General features: G+C 69.9%; 18 protein-coding genes and 1 riboswitch. Of the genes, 11 read left to right on the top strand and 7 right to left on the bottom strand.

Annotated elements, in window-relative coordinates; genetic code table 11:
• Positions 1–33 precede the first annotated feature (33 nt).
• The 7 genes from ACQP1K_RS18960 to ACQP1K_RS18930 all read right to left on the bottom strand — a co-directional run bounded on the left by ACQP1K_RS18960 (position 34) and on the right by ACQP1K_RS18930 (position 9,839).
• Positions 34–1,830, bottom strand: a complete 1,797-nt coding sequence (locus ACQP1K_RS18960) for an ABC transporter substrate-binding protein (RefSeq protein ID WP_433497042.1) — start codon at positions 1,828–1,830, stop codon at positions 34–36.
• Between the two features lie 34 nt (positions 1,831–1,864).
• Positions 1,865–2,896, bottom strand: coding sequence for an ABC transporter permease (locus ACQP1K_RS18955; protein WP_433497041.1), 1,032 nt, complete (start codon positions 2,894–2,896; stop codon positions 1,865–1,867).
• A gap of 379 nt (positions 2,897–3,275) precedes the next feature.
• Positions 3,276–4,301: an ABC transporter ATP-binding protein gene (locus tag ACQP1K_RS18950; protein ID WP_433497040.1), complete on the bottom strand. Its 1,026-nt coding sequence runs from the start codon at positions 4,299–4,301 to the stop codon at positions 3,276–3,278.
• Complete coding sequence (locus ACQP1K_RS18945; protein ID WP_433497039.1) at positions 4,298–5,383, bottom strand: ABC transporter ATP-binding protein; 1,086 nt, start codon at positions 5,381–5,383, stop codon at positions 4,298–4,300. Before ACQP1K_RS18945 ends, ACQP1K_RS18950 begins: the two co-directional genes overlap by 4 nt.
• Positions 5,383–6,360: an ABC transporter permease gene (locus ACQP1K_RS18940; RefSeq protein WP_433497038.1), complete on the bottom strand. Its 978-nt coding sequence runs from the start codon at positions 6,358–6,360 to the stop codon at positions 5,383–5,385. Before ACQP1K_RS18940 ends, ACQP1K_RS18945 begins: the two co-directional genes overlap by 1 nt.
• 16 nt (positions 6,361–6,376) lie before the next feature.
• Positions 6,377–7,882 (bottom strand): ABC transporter permease, encoded by a 1,506-nt coding sequence (locus ACQP1K_RS18935; RefSeq protein WP_433501584.1) that lies wholly within the window; start codon positions 7,880–7,882, stop codon positions 6,377–6,379.
• A gap of 217 nt (positions 7,883–8,099) precedes the next feature.
• On the bottom strand, positions 8,100–9,839 hold the full coding sequence (locus tag ACQP1K_RS18930; protein ID WP_433497037.1) for an ABC transporter family substrate-binding protein: 1,740 nt from the start codon (positions 9,837–9,839) through the stop codon (positions 8,100–8,102).
• Between the two features lie 277 nt (positions 9,840–10,116).
• Positions 10,117–10,263: riboswitch (FMN riboswitch) on the top strand.
• A gap of 158 nt (positions 10,264–10,421) precedes the next feature.
• Here ACQP1K_RS18930 and ACQP1K_RS18925 point away from each other — a divergent pair.
• The 11 genes from ACQP1K_RS18925 (at position 10,422) to ACQP1K_RS18875 (ending at position 19,386) form a co-directional block, all read left to right on the top strand.
• Entirely contained in the window at positions 10,422–11,060 is a 639-nt protein-coding gene (locus ACQP1K_RS18925) for a riboflavin synthase (protein ID WP_433497036.1), read from the top strand.
• On the top strand, positions 11,057–11,254 hold the full coding sequence (locus ACQP1K_RS18920) for a hypothetical protein (protein WP_433497035.1): 198 nt from the start codon (positions 11,057–11,059) through the stop codon (positions 11,252–11,254). The genes ACQP1K_RS18925 and ACQP1K_RS18920 overlap by 4 nt, the downstream gene beginning before the upstream one ends.
• Positions 11,251–12,480, top strand: coding sequence for a bifunctional 3,4-dihydroxy-2-butanone-4-phosphate synthase/GTP cyclohydrolase II (locus ACQP1K_RS18915; protein ID WP_433497034.1), 1,230 nt, complete (start codon positions 11,251–11,253; stop codon positions 12,478–12,480). Before ACQP1K_RS18920 ends, ACQP1K_RS18915 begins: the two co-directional genes overlap by 4 nt.
• Entirely contained in the window at positions 12,477–12,947 is a 471-nt protein-coding gene (gene ribH, locus ACQP1K_RS18910) for a 6,7-dimethyl-8-ribityllumazine synthase (protein ID WP_433497033.1), read from the top strand. The genes ACQP1K_RS18915 and ribH overlap by 4 nt, the downstream gene beginning before the upstream one ends.
• A gap of 109 nt (positions 12,948–13,056) precedes the next feature.
• Positions 13,057–13,512, top strand: a complete 456-nt coding sequence (locus ACQP1K_RS18905; protein WP_433497032.1) for a PH domain-containing protein — start codon at positions 13,057–13,059, stop codon at positions 13,510–13,512.
• A 216-nt stretch (positions 13,513–13,728) separates the two neighbouring features.
• On the top strand, positions 13,729–14,619 hold the full coding sequence (locus ACQP1K_RS18900) for an AAA family ATPase (protein WP_433497031.1): 891 nt from the start codon (positions 13,729–13,731) through the stop codon (positions 14,617–14,619).
• Positions 14,612–15,826, top strand: coding sequence for a vWA domain-containing protein (locus ACQP1K_RS18895; RefSeq protein WP_433497030.1), 1,215 nt, complete (start codon positions 14,612–14,614; stop codon positions 15,824–15,826). The genes ACQP1K_RS18900 and ACQP1K_RS18895 overlap by 8 nt, the downstream gene beginning before the upstream one ends.
• Positions 15,819–16,916: an XdhC family protein gene (locus ACQP1K_RS18890; protein ID WP_433497029.1), complete on the top strand. Its 1,098-nt coding sequence runs from the start codon at positions 15,819–15,821 to the stop codon at positions 16,914–16,916. The genes ACQP1K_RS18895 and ACQP1K_RS18890 overlap by 8 nt, the downstream gene beginning before the upstream one ends.
• Positions 16,917–16,934: 18 nt before the next feature.
• On the top strand, positions 16,935–17,519 hold the full coding sequence (locus tag ACQP1K_RS18885; RefSeq protein WP_433497028.1) for a nucleotidyltransferase family protein: 585 nt from the start codon (positions 16,935–16,937) through the stop codon (positions 17,517–17,519).
• Between the two features lie 31 nt (positions 17,520–17,550).
• On the top strand, positions 17,551–18,342 hold the full coding sequence (locus ACQP1K_RS18880; protein ID WP_433497027.1) for an SAM-dependent methyltransferase: 792 nt from the start codon (positions 17,551–17,553) through the stop codon (positions 18,340–18,342).
• Between the two features lie 9 nt (positions 18,343–18,351).
• Positions 18,352–19,386 (top strand): LLM class F420-dependent oxidoreductase, encoded by a 1,035-nt coding sequence (locus ACQP1K_RS18875; RefSeq protein WP_433497026.1) that lies wholly within the window; start codon positions 18,352–18,354, stop codon positions 19,384–19,386.
• The last annotated feature ends 240 nt before the right edge of the window (positions 19,387–19,626 follow it).

The following is a 19,626-nucleotide window of genomic DNA, read 5'->3' as shown; positions in this document are numbered from 1 at the left end:
CCGGACGGGGCGGGAACGGCGACCGGGTGACGGTTACTTGACCCAGATGTCCAGGGGGGACTGCTCGCCCCAGATCGGGTCGAACGTGACGCCGCCGAGGCCGGAGCCGTACAGACCGAAGTAGGTCTGGTAGAACTCCGGGATGATCGCGGCCTGCTCCATGATCTGACGGTCGAGCGCGGCCCACGCCTTGCCGGCCTCGACCGGGTCGGTGATCGCGTTGGCCCTGTCGATGCCCTCGTTGATCTCCGCGACGTCGAGGTGGCTGTAGTTCGACGCGCCGTCGGCGATCTGACGGCCGTCGAACAGCGGCTGGATCGCGGTCGAGCCGGTCGGCCAGTCGGCGGCCCAGCCGCCCCAGTAGACGTCGTACTTGTTGTCCACCAGGCCGATCGCGTCGTAGTAGGTCGCCGGGTTGAGGGGCTTGGCCACGACCGTGAAGCCGGCCTTGGTCAGCGCCTCCTTGACCGCGACGGTGATCTTCTCCTGGGTCGGCGTCTGGTTGTAGGCGTAGACGATGGTCGGACTGGGGTCGCCCGACTGCGCGAGCAGCCGCTTGGCCGCCTCGGGGTCGCCCTCGGGCTTGGCGAGCTTGCCGTACAGGTCGAAGGACTCGTAGCCCATCACGGTCGGGCTCATGACGGTCGTGGCGATCTTGCCCGCCGTGATCTCGCCGCCCTCGAGCTGCTGGATCTGCCTGTTCGGCCAGGCCGTGATGAGCGCCTTGCGGACGTTGACGTCGGTGACCCGCTTGGTGTTGATGTTGTAGAAGGTGGTGAACGGGGTCAGGCCCCGCAGGGAGCGCCCCATCGCCTCGGTGTCGCCGAGCACCTCCTGCACCCGCTCCGGCGCGACCGGGTTGTGGAACGTGAACGCCTGCTTGTCCTTGCCGTTGTCGGCCAGGAAGCGCTCGGTCGTCTGCTGCGACTGGTAGCCGAACTCCATGTGCCACTTGTCCGGATAGGCGTGCCGGATCGGGTCGGTGTTCTTGTCCCAGTGCGGGTTGCGCTCGAGGTCGAGCGACTTGTCCGTGACGTGGCTCGCGATCCTGTACGGCCCCGAGGAGAACGGGTGCCTGTCGTACTTCTGCTCGGTGTCGTGCGCCTTCGGCACCGCGCCGTAGCCCGTCATGGCCAGCGTGAAGTTGAAGTCGGGGTGGGGGCCGTTGAGGTGGAAGACCACCGTCCTGTCGTCGGGGGTCTCGATCGTGTCGAGCTCCTTGCCGTCGTAGGGGCCCTCGTACTGGTCGCGGAACGGCTTGCCGGCGTCCGGCACCAGCCACTGCTGGGCGTAGGTCGGGCCCTCGGTGATGAAGTCGGCGAACAGGCGCTCGAAGCCGTACTTGATGTCGGCCGGGGTGATGGGGGAGCCGTCCTCCCACTTCAGGCCGTCCTTGAGGGTGAACGTCCAGGTCTTGCCGCCGTCGGCGGTGCTGCCGGTGTCGGTGGCCAGGTCGCCCACCAGCGTGAGGGTGCCGTCGGGGTTGCGCTTGTAGTTCGTGAGCTGGCGGGTGAACAGCTCGGACACCGAGGAGTTGTAGTTCAGGTAGACGCGGCCCGGGTCCAGGTGGCTGAAGTCGTCGCGGTCGAGCATCGTGACCGTGCCGCCCGTCTTGGCGTCGGGGATCTCGGCGGCGGGGCCCTTGGAGTCCTCGGCGGTGCCGACCGTGATCGCGCTGATGGCCTTGTTCTCCAGCGGCTGCCGCGAAGAGGTGCCCGCGGCGGTCTCGGGCGCACCGCCGCCTCCGCCCTCGGCGCAGCCGGCCAGGGCCAGCGCGCCCGCGGTGAGCACGGCGGCCATCGAAGCGATTCGCCTGCTGTGCGATCTCATGTGGTCCTTCCTGTGGGGACGGGCACTGCCGGAGTCAGCGCTTGGTCTTGGGGTCGAAGGCGTCGCGGATGGAGTCGCCGAACAGGTTGAACGCGATGACGAAGATCACCATGGAGACACCCGGGAAGATCAGGTACGTCACGTCGGAGTGGTAGACGTTGACGCCCACCTGGAACATGCGGCCCCAGTCGGGGGTGGGCTCGGTCATGCCCACCCCGAGGAAGCCCAGGCCGGCCTCGGCGCCGACGAACAGCGGGAGCAGCAGCGTGCCCTGGATGATGATCGGCGTCCACAGGTTGGGCAGCAGTTCCTTGAAGATGATCCGGGCCGGAGAGGCGCCCGTCACCCTGGCCGCCTCCACGAACTCCCTCGTGCGCAGCGACAGGACCTGCGAGCGGAGCAGGCGGGCGAGCGCGGCCCAGCCGAGGACGGTCAGCACGACGCAGATCGAGACGAACCTGAGCCAGACCGGGGTCTCCTCCTCCGGCAGCACGATGGCGGCCTCGACGACCGGCAGGAAGACGATGAGGAACAGCTGCTGCGGGAAGGCCAGCAGCGTGTCGATGACCCGGCCGATCACGTAGTCGGTCTTGCCGCCGATGTATCCGGCGGTGATGCCCAGCACCACGCCGAGGACCACCGTGACCAGCGTGACGACCACGGCGATGCTCAGCGAGGTGCGGATGCCGTACACGAGCTGCATGAAGACGTCCCGGCCCAGGCCGGGCTCCAGGCCGAACCAGAACTCGCCGCTCATGCCGCCGTTGGGGGCGATCGGATATCCGAACTCGTTCAGCAGGCCCGGCCGGTTCTGCCCGTAGGTGGTGTAGGGGTCCTTGCCGTAGATCTTCGCGATGACCGGGGCGAGCAGGGCGATCAGAAAGAAGGCCAGTACGACCAGGGCCGAGACGACGCCTGTCCGGTCGCGCCGGAACCGCCGCCACATCAGGCGGCCGGGCGAGCGGCCGACGACGGCCGGAGCGTACCGTGCCGGTCCGGCGGGACCGGCGGCGCCCTCGGCGGTTTCGGCGGCCGCCGGAGAAGGGGCCGGAGAGGGGAACGTCATGGTGCGTGCTCCCGTGTGGGCCGTCAGCGATCGGATGAGATCCGACTGTAGGGGAACTTTCGCAACTCGATTTCCGGGAGTCAATTGGAAGTCGGGAACATTCCGTCTTTTGTCTGCATTGCTCCCTAAATTAAATCAGCTCGTGCCCTGAAGTCCGTTGACCGGCGGAGATGAGTCGTCAAGAATGAGATTTGACTCTATGTATCCATGTCACGGATTCGTGACATGATTCGGATAAGACAGAGATATCGCATTAGTTGAACGAGTAATTGATTGCCGGGGCGCGGCGGGGCGAAGGACCGCCGGTGCGGGGGCCGCGCAGGACGGCGACGGCCCCCGGCCGGGAGGGAGGCCGGGGGCCGGATGACGTCGTCGGAAGTCAGGTGACGGCCGTGTTCACCTCGGCGAAGTGGCACGCCACCGGGTGGCCGTTGCCGCGGTCGACCAGCTCGGGCTCCTCCTCGGCGCAGATCGCCTGCGCCTTCCAGCAGCGGGTGCGGAACCGGCAGCCCGACGGCGGGTCGATGGGGGAGGGCACGTCGCCCGTGAGGATGATCCGCTCCCTGCTCCGTTCCGCCGCCGGGTCGGCCGTGGGGGCGGCCGAGAGCAAGGCCTGGGTGTACGGATGCGCGGGCCGGTCGTAGAGATCGTCACGCGGGCCCGTCTCCACGATCTTGCCCAGGTACATCACCGCGACCCGGTCGGAGATGTGCCGCACCACCGACAGATCGTGCGCGATGAACACGTAGGCCAGGCCGAGGGCATCCTGCAGGTCCTCCAGCAGGTTGACCACGCCGGCCTGCACCGACACGTCCAGGGCCGACACCGGTTCGTCGAGGATCAGCAGTTTGGGCCGCAGCGCCAGCGCCCTGGCGATGCCGACGCGCTGGCGCTGGCCGCCGGAGAACTCATGCGGGTACCGGTTGCCGTGCTCGGGGCTCAGCCCGACCATGCGCAGCAGCTCGGCCACCTTCTCGCGCCCCGTGGACCTCCACATGCCGTGGACCCTGAGCGGCTCGGCGATGATGTCGTTGACCGGCATCGTCGGGTTGAGCGACGCGTAGGGGTCCTGGAAGACGATCTGCATGTCACGCCGGACTGCCTGCATCCGTTTGGCCGTCAGCGTGGTCAGCTCCTCGCCGGCGAAGCGGACCGATCCGGACGTGGGACGGTGGAGCTGCAGCACGGCCCGGCCGGTGGTCGACTTGCCGCAGCCGGACTCGCCGACGACCCCGAGCGTCTCGCCCCTGTCGACATGCAGCGACACACCGCTGACCGCCTGGATCCGCCCGACGGTCCTGCGCACGATGCCACCCTTGATGGGGAAATCCACCACGAGGTCGTTGACCTCCAGCAGTGGCCCATTATCGGTCAGCGCATTCTCGGCCAGCGCGTTCTCGGTCATGAGTCCTCGCCGTTCGTCTTGAATAGTGCGGTCGGGTCGGAGTGCGCGGCCAGCCGGCGCCAGTGATGGCAGGCCGCGTAGTGCCCGCCGATGTCCGTCTCCACCAGCGCGGGCTCGGTCGTCCGGCACTGCTCGTCGGCGAGCGGGCAGCGCGGGGAGAACGGGCAGCCCGGCGGCAGATTGATCAGCGAGGGCGGGGATCCCTGGATCGGTCGCAGCCGGCCGCCGGCCGACCCCGTCGTGGGGATCGAGCCGAGCAGGCCCGCGGTGTACGGCATGCGGGGCGAGGCGAACGTGCGGTCGACGTCGCCGATCTCCACCGGCTTGCCGGCGTACATCACCAGGACGCGGTGGGCCATGCCGGCGATGACGCCGAGGTCGTGCGTGATCAGCACGATCGCGGCGTCCACCGCGTCCTTGACCTCCAGCAGCTTCTCCAGGATCTGGGCCTGGACGGTCACGTCCAGCGCGGTGGTCGGCTCGTCCGCGATGATCACATCCGGATTGTTGATGACCGCCATGGCGATCATCGCGCGCTGCCGCATGCCGCCGGAGAACTCGTGCGGATAGGCGCGCAGCCGAGTCCCGGCCTGCGGGATGCCGACCAGGTCGAGCATCTCCCTGGCCCGGGCCAGCGCCTCCTTCCGCGGGACCAGTTCATGGGCGAGCACCGCCTCGGCGAGCTGGTCGCCGATGGTGTGCACCGGGTTGAGCGCCGTCATCGGATCCTGGAAGATCATCGCGATCTTTCGTCCGCGCAGGCCGCGGCGCCTGCGCTCGGTCATCTTCAGGATCTCGTCGCCGCGGTAGCGGATGCTGCCGCTGATCCTCGCGCTCTTGGGCAGCAGGCCCATGACCGCCATCGAGGAGACCGACTTGCCGGACCCGGACTCGCCGACGATGCCGAGCACCTCGCGCTCGTGCACGGTGTAGGACACGCCGCGTACGGCCCGCACGAGACCGTCGTCGGTGGGGAAGGAGACCTGCAGGTTCTCCACCTTCAGGATCTCGGCCTCGCCGGGACGCTTGGAGTCCGACAGGCGCCTGGCGATGTGGGCGCCCTGGGCGTTGGTCGTCGTCATCAGTCACGCACCCGGTTCTGTCGAGGATCGAAGGCGTCACGCAGGCCGTCGCCGATGAAGTTGACCGACAGCGCGATCACGACGATGAAGATGCCGGGCCACCAGAACAGCCACGGTCGGGTCACCATGGCGCTGCGGTAGGTCTCGATGAGCAGGCCGAGCGACGTGTCCGGGGGTTTGACGCCGAATCCCAGGAACGACAGCGCCGTCTCCAGCAGGATGCCCGAGGAGATCGCCAGCGTCGCGCTCACGATGATCACGCCGAGCGTGTTGGGCATGATGTGCTTGAAGATGATCCGGGTGGCGGGTGTGCCCACGGCCCTGGCGGCCTCCACGAACTCCTTCTCCCGCAGTGACAGGAACTGGCCGCGTACGAGCCGGCCGACGCTGGTCCAGGTGATGAGGCCGAGCATCAGGGCCAGGAAGTACGGCCCCAGGTTGCCGGCCATCTGGCCGACCACGGCCCCGATGACCAGGACCGGGATCGTGATCATCACGTCGGTGAACCGCATCAGCACCGCCTCGGTCCGGCCGCGGAAGTAGCCGGCCAGGGCGCCGATCACGGTGCCCACGATGGTGGAGATCAGGCCGATGGCCAGCGCCACGATGATCGAGATCTGCGTGCCGCGCATGGTCAGCGCGAAGTAGTCCTTGCCCAGGTTGTCCTGGCCGAACGGGTGCTCGCCGAGGTGGACGCCGGTGCCGCCGAGGAACTCGGGGAGCAGGCTGAGCGTGGGACGGCCCCGGTCGGCGAGGGTGCCGGTGCCCGTCCACGGCTTGTCCCACCAGCCGGGGATCGGCCCGAAGCCGATCGAGGAGAAGGCCAGGACGAAGACGAATGTGAACATGACCAGGCCGAACAGCGCCCCCTTGTGCCGGAAGAACCTGCGGACGACGAGCTGGCGCTGGGTCCGGGCGGTGACGGTCATCCCCTGCGTCTCGGTGCCGGGCTGGAGCTGCTCCGTGTTGAGTGTCATCTGTGTCTCCGCTCCGTCAGGACAGCCGGATGCGTGGGTCGAGGAACGCGTAGGCGATGTCGGCGAGCATGTTCCAGACCACGATGGCGACGCCCGAGACCAGGAAGAACCCCATGACCGGCATCGGGTCCACCTCTCGGAGCGCCTTGGTGAACATCGATCCCAGACCGCGCCAGCCGAACACGTGCTCGGTGACGACCGCGCCGCTGAAGACCGAGGCGAAGTCGAGCGCGAGGATCGTTGTGATCGGGATCATCCCGTTGCGGAACGCGTGTTTGACGACGACCGTCCGCTCCGGCAGGCCCTTGGCCCGAGCCGTACGGACGTAGTCCTGGTTCATCACCTCGAGCATGCTCGTCCTGCTGTAGCGCGAGTGGCCGGCCAGTCCGATCAGGATGAGCGCCAGCGTGGGCAGCAGCAGGTGCATCGAGGTGTCCAGCGAGACGTGCCAGAAATCCCCGGTGTAGTTGGGGGTCTGCGAGCCGATCGTGGCCACCGGACGTCCCCGCACCGAGGCGGCGTAGCTGCCCCAGGCCTGCAGGAGCCGATCGAAGATGATCAGCCCGCCGGTGAGCAGTCCGCTGCCGATGGCCAGCGGGACGGCCTGCCGGCTCAGCAGCCCGCCGATCTGGCGTCCCAGCGCCCAGCAGATCACGACGGTGACGGCCGCGAACCCCAGAATGGACAGCAGGTTCGCGTCGTCCAGCATCGGCTGCAGCGGGTGGTACAGCAGCGCGCCCACCCCCGCGGCGGCCAGCGCCGCGTACATCGGCTGCAGGTGCTCGAGCCCGGAGATCAACGCCGCCATCCCGGCCGCGGCCGCCAGCGAGACCACGAGCACGAACGGGAAGCCGAGGCCGGGGTCGGCGAACCAGCGGCTCGCGGAGAGAGCGAAGAGGACCACGGCGGTGACGACGAAGCCGATGCCGAAGGCGGCCAGCTTGCCGCGCCGGTCCCCGTGGTAGACCGAGCCCCAGACCAGTCCGGCGAACACGGCCGCAGCCGCGATGACCCAGGCCGGGATCGTGGGGTCGCGCAGCCAGTCGTTGAACTCGATCGCCAGGTACTGCTTGAGCATCGTCGCCACCCAGAAAACCGGTAGCGAGAAGCAGACGAAAGCTGTGAAAGTAATCCCGTGGTCGAAACTGCTGTACTGGCGCAGCGCCGAGATGACGCCGATGGTGATGCCGATGAACGCGCCGAGCAGCGTCGCGACGACCACGAGCTGGAGGGTGGCGGCGGTGGCCTGGCCGAGCTGGGCGGCGACCGAGCTGCCGGCCTTGTCGACGCCGAGGTCGCCATGGAGGAGGAGGTCGCCGAGCCAGCCGAGATAGCGGACCGGGATCGGCATGTCGAGCCGCATCGCCTCGATGCGGGCCGCCATCTGCGCCTTCGCCTGCGGAGTCGACTGCTCGCGCAGGTCTTGGAGCGGATCCCCGGACAGGGCGACGAGGACGAACATGATGAATGTCGCGGCGAGCAGGACGATGGCCGATATGAGCAGCCGCCGCGTGATGAACACAAGCAAGGTTCCCCGACCTCCTGCAGATGACGGGCCGGCTCACCGGGCCGCCTGGTCAAGGCTTGAGCCGCCGGCGGGCCGGTGGTTCGTGAGGGTGGCGACGCCCGGCGCGGCGTCGGCCGGCACGGGCGCTGGCATGGGCATCACGCGGGGCCGGGTTCATGGTGGCCCGGCCCCGCGCGTGGTCAGGTGGTCACCTGACGCTTCTCACCGCTTCTTACTGCATGGCCCACTGGTGCATGTTCCAGGTGACGGAGGCCTGGGACGGGTTGGGCACCACGTTCTGCACCTTGTCGCTCCACGCGGTCAGCTGCGGCTGGGAGTAGAGCGGGATGGTGGCCAGGTCGTCCCAGAGCGTCTTCTCGATCTGCTTGGTGAGTTCGAGGATCTCGGCCGAGTCGGTCTCGCCGAGGATCTGGTCCAGCAGCTTGTCGACCTCCTTGTTGGAGTAGCAGCCGTTGTTGTTGCCCTTGGCCGAGGGGGTGCACTTGCTCGGCGTCCTGTAGGTCGAGGGCCAGCCGCTGACCAGGGACGACCCCGCCCAGCCGAACAGCGCGACGTCGAAGTTGCCGGTGGCGAGGTCGCCGCCGTCGTTGAAGAACTTCTCGTTGCCGGTGTCCTCGATCTCGAACCCGGCCTGGTCGCACGAGGCCTTGATCAGCTCGACGACCTGGGTGCGGCGGGGGTTGGGCTGGTTGTAGCCGATCCGGACCTTCACCTTGGACTTGCCGGCCTCGGCGAGCAGCTTCTTGGCACCCTCGATGTCGACGGTCTTGTACTTGTCGACACCGCTGAAGGCGACCGCCTCGGCGTAACCCGGCTGGAACGGTGCGAGGTTGCGCACGTCCATGGTGGTGGCGTTGGGCTGCTGCGGCTTGATCAGGTTGTCGACGATCTGCTGGCGGGGCACGCAGAGCGCGAAGGCCTGGCGCAGCTTGAGGTCGTCCTTGAACGGGCCCTTGTCGAAGTTGAAGTCCAGGTGGTCGTAGAGGAACTGCTCACCCGTCTTGACCTGGATCCCGTCCAGGCCCTGGAGCTGGGCCAGGACGTCCGGGTTGGCCTGCGGCTCGATGATGTTGGTCTCGCCGTTCTGCAGCGCCTGGACCTGCTCGTCCTGCGGGATGAACCGGATGACGACCTTGTCGGCCTTGGCCGGCTCGCCCCAGTATTTGTCGTTCCGTACCAGAGTTACCGACTGGCCCGGCGTGAAGGAGTCGATGACGAACTGGCCGCTGGACGGCAGCAGCTTCTTGTCCGGCAGCGCGCCGTTGAACAGCCAGCCCTTGCTGTAGAACTCGGCGGCCTTCTTCAACTTGGCCTGATCGCCGGCCTTGACGGCGTCGACGAACTCCTCGACCGTGAGCCCGCCCTGCTCGGCGACGACGTGCGCCGGCATGGTGATCATTTCGAGGGCTTCCCAGTCGGCGAACGGGCTCTTGTACTTGAGCGTTATCTCCTTGTCGCCGACCTTGCAGTCGGGCATCTCGGCCCGGCTCCACTGGTCTGTGCTGATGTAGGAGAAGTCGGGGAACTTGCCCGAACCCGTCGCATAGGTGAGCATCACGTCGGCGCAGCCGATGTCGGCGCCGTCGGACCAGACCGCGCTGGGGTTGAAGGTGTACTTCACCGTCAGCGGGTCGTCGGAGACCTTCTCGTAGGTCGCCATCTCTTCGTTGCGGCCTACACCGCCCTCGGGGCTGTAGTACCAGACATCCTGAAGGACACGGTTGACGACGATGTGGTTCTTCGAGGAGTACTCCTCGGGCGTGAAGCCGTTGTAGGAACTGATCTCCTGCTCGAAGGCATGGGTGACCGTCTGGTCGGCGGCTGCCGGCGCCTCGGCCGCCGGGCTGGTCGAGTCGGCGGCCGGTTTCTCCGTACCGCCGCAAGCCGTGAGCAGGATCGCTGCTCCGGTGGCGAGCGCGAGGAACCTTCCGCCCCTACGTGTGACTGACACGGACTCACTCCTGGGGTTGACCTGTAAGAGCTTTGCGGTCAACTAAGCATCACTTCGGGTGAAGGGTAAGAGGGGTAGGCCGAACGTTGCTGGCCTGATGCTGGGCGCATTCTGATTTGTGATCGATCGGTGCGATTAAGGGAAACGTGTCACAGCTTCAAGACATAAACCGCACATAGCCGTGACAGGTGCGGCGCGGAACCGCCGTGGAGGCGACAGAGCAATCCCTCCATATCGGTCGCCGCGGCGGGCATGGCACACTGGTTGACGACAGAGCGAGCGTGCTCCGGGGTCGGTGTAATTCCGAACCGGCGGTGACACCCCACGCGGGTGGCAGTCCGCGACCCGGCCGAAGCCATCGGCCGGTGGACCTGGTGAGATTCCGGGACCGACGGTGAAAGTCCGGATGGGAGGCAGCGCGCGAGCGGGCGACCGTGCCGAGGAGGCACAGCCGTCCGTCGACCTGATGCGAAGCCGCATCTTCCCCGGAGCCCGCCGTGACGACGCGTCCGGCGCAGGCGGGAGGGAAGAGCGGTGGTCTCTCCTTCACCCATGCCGGGCTTCCCCCGAAGGAGAGTTGAGATGTTCACCGGAATCGTCGAGGAGCTCGGCGAGGTCGTCGCCGTCGAGCTCGGGGACGGCGGGGGCGAAGGCCCCGGACCGAGAACCGGCGGAGACGGCGACTCGGCGCGGCTCACCGTACGCGGCGAGATAGTCACCGCGGACGCCCGTCTCGGCGACTCGATCGCCGTCAACGGGGTGTGTCTCACGGTGACCTCCGTCGACGGGGCCGTGTTCACCGCAGACGTGATGAAGGAGACGCTCGACCGCTCCTCCCTCGGCGCGCTGCGGCCCGGCTCCCGGGTCAACCTGGAGCGTGCCGTACGTGCCGACCAGCGCCTGGGCGGCCACATCGTGCAGGGGCACGTGGACGGCACGGGCGTGATCCTGTCCCGCGAGCCCGGCGCCAACTGGGAGACCGTACGGATCTCGCTGCCCGCCGATCTCGCCCGCTACATGGTGGAGAAGGGGTCGGTCGCGGTGGACGGCGTCAGCCTGACCGTGGTCGAGGCGGCGGCCGACCGGTTCTCGGTCGGTCTCATCCCCACCACGCTCGGGCTCACCACCCTCGGCGGCAAGCGGCCGGGCGACCCGGTGAACATCGAGGTCGACGTCATCGCCAAGTATGTCGAGAAGCTGACCGCCGGGGCACGGGCATGACCGGCATCGGCTGGTACGAGGTCGGATTCCGGGTGGCCGCCGACGTCGTCGGCGTGCCGCCGGCCTTCCCCTCCGGGCCGGTGGTCTCCGGCCTGGTCTACGGCGTGTTCTTCGTGATGGTTCTGATCGGGTTCCGTGGCCGGCTGCGCCGGTCGCGCGTCATGGCGGCGAATGTGGAGGCGGTGGCGGCGTGACCGAAGAAAAGATCAAGCTGGACCCGATCGAGCGGGCGATCGCCGACATCCGCGACGGTAGGCCCGTCGTGGTCGTCGACGACGAGAACCGCGAGAACGAGGGCGACCTCATCTTCGCCGCCGCCAAGGCGACGCCCGAACTGCTCGCCTTCACGATCCGGTACACCAGCGGCGTGATCTGCGTCGCGATGGAGGGCGCGGAGCTGGACCGGCTCGGCCTGCCGCTCATGGTCCACGACAACCGCGAGCGCCTCCGTACGGCGTACACGATCAGCGTGGACGCCAGGGACGGGGTCACCACGGGCATCTCGGCGGCCGACCGGGCCAGGACGATCCGTACGCTGTGCGACTCGGCGACCGAGCCGTACGAGCTGGTGCGGCCGGGCCACATCTTCCCGCTGCGCTACCGGGAGGGCGGCGTTCTCGTGCGGCGGGGCCACACCGAGGCGGCCGTCGACCTCGCCAGGCTGGCCGGGCTGTCGGCCGGCGGCGCCCTCGCCGAGATCGTGAACGACGACGGCACGATGGCCCGGCTGCCGCGGCTGCGCGAGTTCGCCGACGAGCACGACCTCGCGCTCGTCTCGATCGAGCAGCTCGTCGAGCACCGGCGGCGCTCCGAACGGATGGTCACCCGGGTCGCCGAGACCCGCATCCCCAACCGCTACGGCATGTGGCGCGCGTACGGCTTCGCCAGCGCGCTCGACGGTGGCGAGCACATGGCGCTGGTGTACGGCGACCTCGCCGACGGCGAGAGCGTCCTGGTGCGGGCGCACTCCGAGTGCCTCACCGGCGACGTGCTCGGCTCGCTGCGCTGCGACTGCGGCGTGCAGCTCGACAACGCGATGAGCATGATCGCCGAAGAGGGCCGGGGAGTGATCGTCTACCTGCGCGGCCACGAGGGCCGCGGCATCGGGCTGCTGGCCAAGCTCAGGGCGTACGGCCTGCAGGACAACGGCAGCGACACCGTCGACGCCAACCTTGAGCTGGGGCTGCCGGTGGACGCGCGGGAGTTCTCCAACGCCGGGCAGATGCTCGCCGACCTCGGCGTGAAGTCGGTGCGGCTGCTGACCAACAACCCGGCCAAGGTGCGCGGCATGGACGGCTACGGCATCAAGGTCCTCGGCCGCGAGCCCATGCCGGTCGCCATGAACCCGTACAACGAGAACTATCTGGCGGCCAAGCGCGAACGGCTCGGCCACCACATTCCGGAAGGAGGCGTCGGATGAGCGGAACCGGGCGTCCGGAGGCCGCGGCAGTGGACGCGGGCGGCCTGACCGTCGGCATCGTCGCGGCCCGCTGGCACGAGGAGATCACCGACAGGCTGACGGAGAGAGCGGAGCGGGCGGCCAGGGACAGCGGCGCCGTCGCGGTCACCGTCCGGGTGGCGGGATCGCTGGAGATCCCCGTCGTGGCCCAGGCCATGGCCCGGCGCTATGACGCGGTGGTCGCGCTCGGCGCGGTGATTCGCGGGGAGACCGCGCACTTCGACTACGTGTGCGACTCCGTCACCGCCGGCCTCACCAGGGTGGCACTGGACGAGTCGACCCCCGTAGGGAACGGGGTGCTCACATGTGACACCCTTGATCAGGCGGTCGAGCGGTCCGGCGGACCCGGCAGCAAAGAGGACAAGGGCTACGAGGCCACTGTCGCGGCCCTGGAGACGGCCCTCGTCCTGCGCAGCCTGACCGTATGAGTGCCGTCCGAGGGAAGGTCGCGTCAATTGGTCACGTCGAAGCCGGGGAACGGTGTACGCGGCGGCGTCCGCGCGGCGGGCGGTGGGGTGGTCCGCGGGGTGGGCCGCCGTGGATGAGCACGTTCCCCCGCAGCTGCCGGTGACCTGGCGTCCCCGGCGCGCCACGATAATCGCGTACGGCATGGCGGTGGTGATGGTCGCCGGCGCGGTCGTCCTGGCGATCATCATGCCGCCGCAGATGTTCCGGCTCGCCGACCGGATCGGCCTGGTGGTGTTCGGCGTTCTGGTGGCCGGCCTGCTGCACCTGCTGGGCCGGCTCCGGGTCGAGGCCGACGAGCACGGCATCACGATCGTGAACGCGCTGCGCGTGCACCGCTACGAGTGGCCCGAGGTCCTGGACGTCACGATGGAGGAGGGCGATCCCTGGCCGAAGATCGACCTCGCCAACGGGCTGACGGTCGGCGCCATGGGCATCCAGAGCACCGAGCGGACGCGGTCCCGCAAGGCCGTCGCCGAGCTGAGCGCCCTCATCCGCGACCGCGGCGAGGCCCCCGACCGCGCCTGAGCGACGCGTCCGCCCGTGTGTGGGCGAGCATCCGGTGGGTGTGTGGGCGACGCGGCCGACCGCGCGTGGGCGAGCGTCCGATGGGTGTGCGGGCGAGCGTCCGTGCGCGCGTGAGCGCCGGTGAAACCCGTCGCGGGCACTTCGGGGCCTCTCCGGTGGAATTCTTTGGCGGATTCGGCCGATGCCCCGCGATCGCCGGCGACGTACCCTGTGCCTGTGCTGCGGCGGACAATCAAGGCATCTGGCATCGAGTCGCCGGCCATGCTGGCGGAGCTCCTCGACGGACACGACTACCTGGCGGACGAGGGACTGTCGACGGCGGCGTTCCTCGCGCTGCGGATGGGCCGCCCGCTCTTCCTCGAGGGTGAGGCCGGCGTCGGCAAGACCGAGCTGGCCAAGACCCTGGCGGCGATCCTGGACGCGCCGCTGATCAGGCTGCAGTGCTACGAGGGGATCGACGCCGCCCAGGCGCTCTACGACTGGGACTTCGCGCGCCAGCTCCTGCATCTGAAAGCGGCGGAGGTCACCGGGGCGACCGACGCCGGTGCGCTGGAGGGCGAGATCTACGACCGGCGGTTCCTGGTCGCGCGGCCGCTGCTGCGTGCCCTGGAGACCCAGCCGAGTGTGCTGCTCGTGGACGAGATCGACCGGGCCGACGACGAGTTCGAGGCCTTCCTGCTGGAGGTCCTGTCCGACTTCACGATCTCGATCCCGGAACTCGGCACGATCCGGGCGCAGACCCCGCCGGTCGTCGTCGTGACCTCCAACCGGACGCGTGAGGTCCACGACGCGCTCAAGCGGCGCTGTCTCTACCACTGGCTGGAGCATCCCGGCTTCGAGCGCGAGGTGGCGATCCTGCTGCGGAGGCTGCCGGGCTGCACCGAGATCCTCGCCGCCGAGGTCGCCGAGGCGGCGGCCCGGATGCGCGGTGCCGACCTGGTCAAGCCGCCGGGGGTCGCCGAGACGCTCGACTGGACCGCCGCCCTGCTCACGCTGGGCGCGACCCGCCTCGACCCCGGCCTGGCCGCGGCCTCCCTCGGCGCGCTGCTGAAGTATCGGGAGGATCAGGAGGCCGTACGGGCCGAATGGGACGGGCGCCATGCCTGACGGGCGGCCGGCGGAGCCAGGGACGTGGCCGCCGGCGTCTGACGCGGGCCAGACGGCGCCCGGCGCGTGGCCGGCGGCGCCCGACGCGGGGACGGTGGCCGGGGTGGCGGCGGGGTTCGCCCGCACCCTGCGCGCCGCCGGGGTGGCGGCCGACCACCACCGGGAGCAGAGCTTCCTGCGAGCGCTCGCCCACCTGGACGTCGCCTGCGAGCGGGACGTCTACTGGGCCGGCCGCGTCACCATGTGCGCGGGCCCCGACGACCTGTCCCGGTACGACCGCTGCTTCGCCGCCTTCTTCGGCGGGCGGCGGCCGCCTCCGGCGAGGCCGGCCATGACCGTGACCGTCACCCGCACCGTCGCCCTGCCGTACGACCCGCGCGAGCCGGAGACCGGCGGCGAGCAGAGCGCGCTGCCCGCGACGGCGAGCGAGGTCGAGGTGCTGCGCCACCGCGACGTGGCGCACCTGACCGAGGCGGAGCGGCGTGAGATCCATCGCATGCTGGCGCTGCTGCGCGACGAGCGGGAGCGGCGCTCCTCGCGGCGGTTCCGGCCATCGCACCGGGGTGATCTGGACGGCCGCCGCACGGTGCGGGAGGCGGCGCGGCGCGGCGGTGACGTGGCGCGGCTGCGGCTGCGCGCGCATCGGGACCGGCCGCGCCGGGTGGTCGTGGTCGTGGACGTCAGCGGGTCGATGGCCCCCTACGCCGACACGCTGCTGCGCTTCGCCCACGCGCTGATGCGCGCCGAGCCGGGGGCGACCGAGGTGTTCAGCGCGGGCACCCGGCTCACCAGGATCACCGCGGAGCTGCGCCGGCGCGATCCGGATGCGGCGATGCGTGCGTGCTCGTCCGCGATCCCCGACTGGAGCGGCGGGACCCGGCTGGGGGAGGAGCTGAAGGCGCTGCTGCGGCTCCCACACCCGCGTGGCGCCACCGTCGTGATCGCCTCCGACGGCTGGGAGCGGGGCTCGGCCGACCTGCTCGGCGCCCAGATGGCCCGTCTGTCCCGCATCGCCCACCGGGTGATCTGGGTCAACCCGCACAAGGGCGACCCGGCCTACCGGCCGCTCACGGCCGGGATGCGCGCGGCGTTGCCGTACGTCACGGACTTCGTGGCCGGGCACAGCCTGGCCGCTTTCGAGAACTTGGCCGCGCTGCTGGCGGGCCGGAGCGTACGGACGGAACGGGAGGTGGCGGCCGATGCGTGACGTGCTGCCCCAGATCCTCGAGTGGTGGGAGTCGGGGGAGCGATTCGGGCTGGCCACGGTGGTCGGCACGTTCCGCAGCGCGCCGCGCCCGCCGGGCGCGGCCATGGCGGTGCTCGGAACCGAGGTGACCGGCAGCGTGTCCGGCGGCTGCGTCGAGGGCGCGGTGTACGAGCTCGCGCGGGAGGTCGTGGCCGACGGGACGGCGGTGCTGCAGCGGTACGGCGTGAGCGACGGCGACGCCTTCGCCGTCGGGTTGACCTGCGGGGGCATCATCGACCTGCTCGTCGAACCCGTCAGCAAGGAGACCTTTCCCGAGCTGGGGGAGGTGGCCGAGTCGATCGAGGCGCGGCGTCCGGTCGCCGTGGCCACGATCGTGGCCGGGCCGGGCACGATCGGGGCCCGGCGCGTGGTGTGGCCCGATCACGCCTCCGGTTCGCTCGGCTCGGCGCGGCTGGACGAGGCCGTGGACGACGACGTGCGCGGCATGCTGGCCCAGGGGTCGACCGGGATGCGGCGCTATGGCGCGCAGGGCGAGCGGCGGCTGGACGACCTGCAGGTGTTCGTCCACTCGTTCGCTCCGGCGCCGCGGATGCTCGTCTTCGGCGCGATCGACTTCGCCGCCGCCGTGGCCCGCGTCGGCAAGTTCCTCGGCTATCACGTCGTGGTGTGCGACGCCCGCCCGGTCTTCGCCACCGTCAAGCGCTTCCCCGAGGCGGACGAGGTGGTGGTGCGGTGGCCGCACGACTACCTGGCGGAGACCGTGGTGGACGGGCGGACGGTCATCTGCGTGCTCACCCACGATCCCAAGTTCGACGTCCCGCTGCTGGAGGTGGCCCTGCGGACCCCGGCGGCGTACATCGGGGCGATGGGCTCGCGGCGGACCCACGACGACCGGCTCGCCCGGCTGCGCGAGGCGGGCCTGTCGGAGGCCGAGCTGGCGCGGCTGCGCTCGCCGATCGGGCTCGACCTGGGCGCCCGTACGCCGGAGGAGACCGCCGTCTCGATCGCGGCCGAGCTGATCAAGCTCCGCTGGGGAGGCTCGGGCGACTCGCTCAGCGAGACAATCGGCCGCATCCACGGCGACGGGTGAGGGCCATGGACGAGAGCCGTGGGTGAGGTCGCCGGACTGCTGCTGGCCGCGGGCGGCGGCAGCCGGCTCGGGACGCCGAAGGCCGTGGTGGAATTCGCCGGCGAACGGCTCGCCGAGCGTGGCGTCCGCCTCCTCGCCGAGGGCGGCTGCCATCCGGTCGTCGTCGTGCTCGGGGCCGTCGAGACCCCGGTCGGGAGTGCGGTGACCGTACGCAACCTGGACTGGGCGACCGGCATGGGCTCGTCCCTGCGCGCGGGCCTGCGGTCGCTGCCCGGCACGGCCGAGGCCGTGGTGATCGCCCTCGTGGACCAGCCGCTGGTCCGGCCGGCCGCCGTACGCCGGCTGATCGACGCGTTCGGTTCCGGCGCGGCCGTCGCCGTGGCGACGTACGGCGGGGCGCGGCGCAACCCCGTGCTGATCGCGCGTGAGCACTTCGCCGAGGTGTGCGCGCTGGCCGAGGGCGACGTGGGGGCGCGGCCGTTCCTGCGGGCGCGTCCCGAACTGGTGACCCCGGTGCCCTGCGACGACGCCGGCGATCCGGCCGATGTCGACACTCGGGAGGATCTACGCAGACTCCGCGCCCGCTATGATCACCCTGATTGAGCCTCCGCCGAGCTCTACTGAGGAGAGTCGAGTGGCAGACCAGGCGCGGATCCCCGGAGGGCTCGACGTCGGCCGCCCCAACGTGGCCCGGATGTACGACTACTACCTCGGCGGGAAGAACCACTTCCCGGCCGATCGGGCGGCGGCGGAGAAAGTGATCGAGATCTCCCGGGGGCACGTCAGGGAGGCGGTCAGGGAGAACCGCGCCTTCCTCGGCCGGGCCGTACGCTTCCTGGCCCGCGAGTGCGGCATCCGCGTGTTCCTCGATCTCGGGGCCGGGCTGCCCACGCAGGGCAACGTGCACGAGATCGCGCTCGGCGAGGCGCCCGACGCGCGGGTCCGGTACGTCGACAACGACCCCGTGGTGGCCGCGCACGGCCGGGCGCTGCTCGCCGGCGACCCCAGGGTGGAGTTCCTGGAGGCCGACCTGCGGCGCCCGGAGGAGGTGCTCGACGCGTTCGCGTTCGACGGGCCGGTCGGCGTGCTCATGGTGTCCTGCCTGCACTTCGTGCCGGACGAGGAGGACCCCGCGGGAATCGTGGCCGGGTACGCGGCGGCCCTGCCCGCCGGCAGCCACTTCGTGATCTCTCATGTCTGCTCCGACGCCCTGCCGGCCGAGATGGCGGAGGCGGGCGGCGTGTACGGTAATGCCAACGCGCCCTTCGAGGCCCGTCCCCGCGTGGCCATCGAGCGGTTCTTCGGCGGCCTAGAACCGGTCGAGCCCGGCCTGGTCCAGCTGCACGAGTGGCGGCCGGAGCCGGACTCGCTGCCGCTGCTGGCCGACTTCATGGCGGTGCTCGGCGGGGTCGCACGCAGACCATAAGGAGAGCGGATGCGGATCGGGATGGCCCTCAGCTACGCGGGAGGGTTCAAGGAGACCGTCGCGGAGCTGTCCGACTACGAGAAGGCCGGCCTCGACATCGTGTTCGTGGCCGAGGCCTACAGCTTCGACGCGGTCAGCCAGATGGGGTACATCGCCGCGAGGACGGAACGGCTTCAGATCGCCTCGGGCATCCTGCCGATCTACTCGCGTACGCCCACGCTGCTGGCCATGACGGCGGCCGGCATGGACTACGTCTCCGACGGCCGCTTCACGCTCGGCATCGGCGCGTCCGGCCCGCAGGTGATCGAGGGCTTCCACGGCGTGCCGTACACCGCGCCGCTCGGCCGTACCCGCGAGATCGTGGAGATCTGCCGCAAGGTGTGGCGGCGGGAGCGGCTGGAGCACTCGGGCAAGCACTATTCGATGCCGCTGCCGGGCGGCACCGGCCTGGGCAAGCCGCTCAAGCTGATCAACCGTCCGGTGCGGGAGCGGATCCCCGTCGTGATCGCGGCGATCGGGCCGAAGAACGTGGAGCTCGCCGCCGAGATCGCCGAGGGCTGGGAGCCGATCTTCTTCATGCCGGAGAAGGCCGCCGACGTCTGGGGCCGGTCGCTGGCCTCCGGCGGGGCGCGCAGGGACCCCGCGCTCGGCGAGCTGGACGTGATCGCCCAGGCGGTGCTGGCCATCGGCGACGACGTGGACGGCGTCCTGGAGCTGGGCCGCTCGATGGCCGCCCTCTACATCGGCGGCATGGGCGCGCGCGGCAAGAACTTCTACAACGACCTGGCCCGCCGGTACGGCTACGAGCGGGAGGCCGAGCTGATCCAGGACCTCTATCTCTCGGGCCGTAAGAAGGAGGCGGAGGCCGCGGTGCCGCGTGAGCTGCTGGAGCGGATGTCGCTGGTCGGCCCGGAAGGCCACATCAGGGAGCGGCTGGCGGCCATGCGCGAGGCGGGCGTGACCACGCTCAACGTGACCCCCGTCGCCCACACCCACGCCGAGCGCGTCCGCCTCATCGAGAAGATCAAGGATTTGGCCGCCTGACCCACCCCCGTGTGGCCCCCCACCCCCCACCCCCCCAACGCCGTGATCTTGCGAATACTCGCAGGCATGCGCCGCCAGCAGGCACGTCGCGTTCGTGATCTTGCAGTTTCTCGCAGGCCTGCGCTCTGAGCAGGGAAGACGCCTTTGGTGATCTTGCACCTATCCGCTAAGTGCAAGATCACTGAAGGTGTAAGTGCACGTCAGGCGCTATGTCTGCAAGGAACTGCAAGATCACGGAGT

The organism is Sphaerimonospora sp. CA-214678, assembly GCF_050942215.1.
Taxonomy (GTDB): Bacteria; Actinomycetota; Actinomycetes; order Streptosporangiales; family Streptosporangiaceae; genus Sphaerimonospora.
Note: the sequence above shows the minus strand (reverse complement) of the source record. Positions and strands in the feature narration are given on the sequence as shown.